The sequence below is a fragment of the Clostridium sp. UBA2485 genome (genome assembly GCF_002341865.1).
Taxonomy (GTDB): Bacteria; Bacillota; Clostridia; order Clostridiales; family Clostridiaceae; genus Clostridium_J.
In genome coordinates, this window is sequence record NZ_DDOV01000025.1 from 1 (window position 1) to 4,833 (window position 4,833).

A 4,833-nucleotide genomic window follows, 5' to 3' on the forward strand; every position below is an offset into this window, starting at 1 on the left:
TTTTCATTAAGGAACCCTATATTCATACTCCTTCATCAGAACTTCACGATAACCTAAACTATCATGAAAATCTACTTATTTATCTGACGCAAAATATACTTTTAAAAAAGAAATCTTAAAAGTCTAATGCTTCAATAGTACTTTAGAATTAAATGCTTGTTTTAATTTTATCATTCTTTTTATTATTCTTTTTCCTTGCTTTTTTATTTTTTGCTTTTATATCCTCTGGTGTTTCTCGCGTTCCCCAAGTAGATTTCCAAAATGTTACCCAAGCAACTGGCATCTGCCATAAAAGTACTACTTCATAAAAAAGACAAAATACTATTCCAAAAATCCATAACTTGCTCTTTCGGAATAATAAATGTGCAAAACTCATAAGTAATGCCATAAGTAAAATTCCTAAAATAAAAGTAGTTGGAAATACGTTATGAACAATAGGAACATAAATAAAGTTGTACAGCACTACTATTGGCGCAGCAATAGGTACTATTAGACCTATGTAAAAAAATAATGCCATAAAAGGTTCTTTTCTCCATATAAAAGAACCAGCTCTTAAAGATTCACGCAACCATGACCGTTTCCATCGCATCTGTTGTTTCAAGAAAACCTTTGTATCTGACGGAACAATAGTGGAACATATTGCACTATCTTGATACCCAGTACGATGATTTTTCATAATAAAATTGGTCATACTACGATCATCTCCAAAAGTAGCAGGTTGTCCAAGAAATTTCTGATTCAGCCAAGCATCTCTATGCTCAATTACTAATTCCTTACGATAACAGGATAGTGGACCGGAAAGACATGTTACACTGTCAAAATATGATTCCGCTGCTTTCATAATACGAAAAGCAATATAATAACGAACGGTCTGCATCTTTGTAACTGAGTTAGTATATTTATTTTCAACATCTGTACGACCAGTAACACCGCCCATTTTAGGATCTTGAAAAGGTTGAACAAGATTTTTTATTGCCTCAGGTTCTAAAAAACTATCAGAATCCACAAAGACAACTAAATCATGTTTTGCCCTTTCAACACCTTTACTCAATGCTACACGCTTACCTCCATTTTGAGATAATTTTAATACTTTTAAACGTTCCTTGAGTTTATAACGTTCTGCCTCATTATAAAGTTTTTCTGCTATCTCTTCTATTTTTTCCACAGATCTATCTGTGGAACAGTCATCAACAATAATCACTTCTAATTTATCTATAGGATAATCCTGATTAATGCAACTTAAAATAGTTCTTTGAATCCATTGTTCTTCATTGAAACAAGGCACAATTATTGATACTCCTGGAGTGTAGTTAGGATTTATAGGCACATTCCTATATAACGCTCCGAAAAAATATCGGGATAGTAAGAATGCTGCTGCAATGATACTATAAAAGTATAAGAATATATTGTATTTGAAATATATAACACTTTCAACACGCATAAGCATGATGATTGATACTACTACAAATAGAATAGTACTTGCAGTATATACAGAATAGCCCCATCGTTTTTTTTGAAAATAGTCAAAAAGGTTTTTCTCAAATTCAAAAGCCACATGAAGTTTATCCACATCTCCATTTTGCTTAATAAAATGCCTCACCACCTTGCCATTAGTATTAACTTTAGACTCAAATCCCTCTGGCATAGTGCCCGGTGGAAGATCAAATTTAATCTTATATTCATCTCCTACATTAAATTCAACATCTGTAGTTTCCAATTCAACTAGAATACCCGTTGAAGAAATATCAAGAGCTTTAGCTTTTATTTTGCTTCTATTTTTTTCATTATGATTAACTAACATAACATCAAAATCTGCTATATACCTCAGACTTAACATATGTAGTTTTTGTATGTCATCTACTTCATACGCTCTATCTTCTAATTCAATATTTTTTAATCCTCTACGATCTTTCAATTTTCGTATGTTTTCTGGATCTGGTGCATTTGAAATGATACGTCTATCTGGTTTTGGAGCAGACAGCACCTCAATTACGTTTTTTTTCTTTTTATTATTTTTTCTAAACAAGAATATATCTCCAATCTACATTATAAATTTAACTATTTGTGTAACATTAAAAATATCTTATATCTTATATAGAGTTCCTTAATGAAAATTTAACTTAATGCATGATTTTAATTTTCACAAATTTTTTTTACTTTCAATTAAAAATGAAGAATGAAAAATGAAGAATTATGGTTAAAACTCCAACCTCAATGCCTTTGGAGTTTTTTTAATAAATTTTATTTTAAGAAATTCACTAAATGTGAATTTTCTCCTAAATTCTTCATTCTTAATTATTAATCCTTAATTTCTAAGAATTTAAGCTACTTTTATAGAAAATTTATTTTTCAGAATACATCTTAAGTTTCCATATTAGACTTCTATATTAACTTAATGTAATTTTATATTCTATTTATTCATAAGCTCAGATATTGTAGCAAAGGAATAGCCCTTATTTTTCAAATCCTCAATTATAACTGGCAATGCCTCCACAGTACTAATCTCGTCTTGGAGATGAAGTAAGATAACGCTTCCCTTATCTGTGTTTTCAAGAATGAAGTTTACAATATCTTCTGCACTATTCTTTACATCCCAATCATGTGGACTTACATCAAATAGAGAAATTGTTTTATATCCACAATCTGCTATTATTTTAGCTGTTGCCTCATTAATCTCTCCAGTAGGAGGTCTAAAGAACATCTTTGGCTGCTGTTGAATTGCTTCAGTAAGTACTTGGTGACACTTTACAACCTCATATTGTAATTTTTCAGGTGTTATATTTGTTATTACTGGATGGCTATAAGTATGATTAGCAACATCATGTCCTGCTTCAGCAATAGCTTTTGCTAAATTCGGGTTCTTCTCAACTCCATTGCCTCTTAAGAAAAATGAAGCTTTAATATTATATTTATCTAAAGTATCTAATATTTTTGTTATTGTAATATCTCTACCCCAATCATCAAAGGTGAGGGCAATTTCTTTTTTATCTGTATTTATCTTATATACAATGTCGTATTGACTTTCTCCAATCTTTCCATTTATTTTAGCTGCATCATATCCTTTTATAGCCTGAAGTGGTTTTCTCTCATAGCTACCTTCAAGTAATTTACTTAAAGGCACTAGTTTATATCCTACATCATCAATGGCTTTTGCAATTAATGGAATTGACTGGACGACCGCTGGATTTTTATCAGCATTTAAAGCTATTATCCCTCCACGAGTAATATATTTTGCTACATAATCACCAATCTCTTTTGCACTTTTCATATCCCAGTCCTTAGGATTAACACTGTAGGTAATAATAGCTTCCAATCCACTCTGTGCAGCAGCTAGACATACATCATCATTGTAGCTTCCAGACTTAGTTCTCAGATACTTTGGACTTACTCCTGTTTCTTTTTTAATTATTTCATTAGTTTTCTGTATTTCCTTATATATATTTTGATAACTCAACTCAGTTAAATCCACTCTATTTAGGGTATTATTTTCAATCTCATGCCCTCTTTTTAATATCTCTTTTGCAATTTCTGGTTCTTCTGCTACTCTCATTCCTGGAAGAAAAAATACTGCCTTTATTTGAAACTTGTCCAGTTCATCAAGAAGCTGTTTCATCATCTTTTCATCACCCATACCACTAAAAGTAAGGGTTAATTCTCTCTTTGTAGTATATACATAAGAAATAGCCTTACTTTTTTCTCCGTCATATTTAGGTATACTTTCATTTGTCTCTATCTTAGATGGAGAAGTGTCTTTCTCTTTTGAGTCCTTTTTCAATAAACCACTTCTACATCCAGTTAGATATACTAAAAATAATATAATTATGGCACTAAGACTGATTAATTTCACTTTGCTTTTTTTACCTTTTATATCTTCCATTATCATCTCACCTTTTATAAAGAGTTTTAGTTAATAGTAATAATTATTACTATATATAAATCTATCCCTTTCATTTAGATTCATTACTTTATATATAATTATTTTTTCTCACTTAAATAATTACATAAAAATGATATGTACTAGAGCATAACTAGATTTAACGACTATAATTACAGTCAATGTTTCTAATTGGATAAATACTTTATAACCTTTTATTATTAAACCTAGAAAGTTATCTTAAAGAATTTTTACTAAGTTAATCTAAATGTTTATATATGTAATAATCTATTTTGTTAGTCAATTTAATTCACATTATTTACAATTAAAAAAACTCTAACATAATATAGTAACCTTTCATTGAGAATAGCTAAATAATCAATGCAGATAACATATATGCTAAAGCTTTCCAAAACAAATACTACCATAATAATTAACAATTTTAAAGACTTTTTTCATGTAAATTTCACTATAATTTATATTTTTTACAAATAAATGGTATAAAACTATTTAAGAATCCTATTATATCAATGGTTCTATAATGTCTTATAGTGAAATATTTAATATTAATAAAGAATTAGACGTTTAGGATAAAAATATTAAGCTAATCTTCTCTATTAGAATATATATAGGATTCCATAATAAAAATTTAACTTATACATGATTTTAATTTCCATAATAAAATTTTTATCATGAATGAAAAATGAAGAATTATGGTTAAAACTCTACCGTCAAAGCCTTTGGGGTTTTTTAGAATAAATTTTATTCTAAGAAATTCACACTTAGTGAATTTCATCCTAAATTCTTCACTCTTAATTATTAATCCTTAATTTCTAAAGATTTAAGCTATCTTTGTAGAAAATTTATTTTCCAGAGTATATCTTAAGTTTTTACATTGTATCCCTATATAGGGTTCCTTAATGAAAATCTAACTTATACATGATTTTAATTTCCATAAT

Annotated in this window: 2 protein-coding genes; both read right to left on the reverse strand. The window is 28.9% G+C overall.

All coding sequences use genetic code 11. From position 1 onward, the window contains the following. Nucleotides 1–148: 148 nt before the first annotated feature. Nucleotides 149–1,984 carry a glycosyltransferase gene (locus tag B3603_RS03395; RefSeq protein WP_291560758.1) on the reverse strand — a complete coding sequence of 612 codons (1,836 nt, stop codon included), beginning with the start codon at nucleotides 1,982–1,984 and terminating at the stop codon, nucleotides 149–151. 426 nt (nucleotides 1,985–2,410) lie between these two features. After that, entirely contained in the window at nucleotides 2,411–3,877 is a 1,467-nt protein-coding gene (locus B3603_RS03400) for a polysaccharide deacetylase family protein (protein WP_291560760.1), read from the reverse strand. Nucleotides 3,878–4,833: the final 956 nt, after the last annotated feature.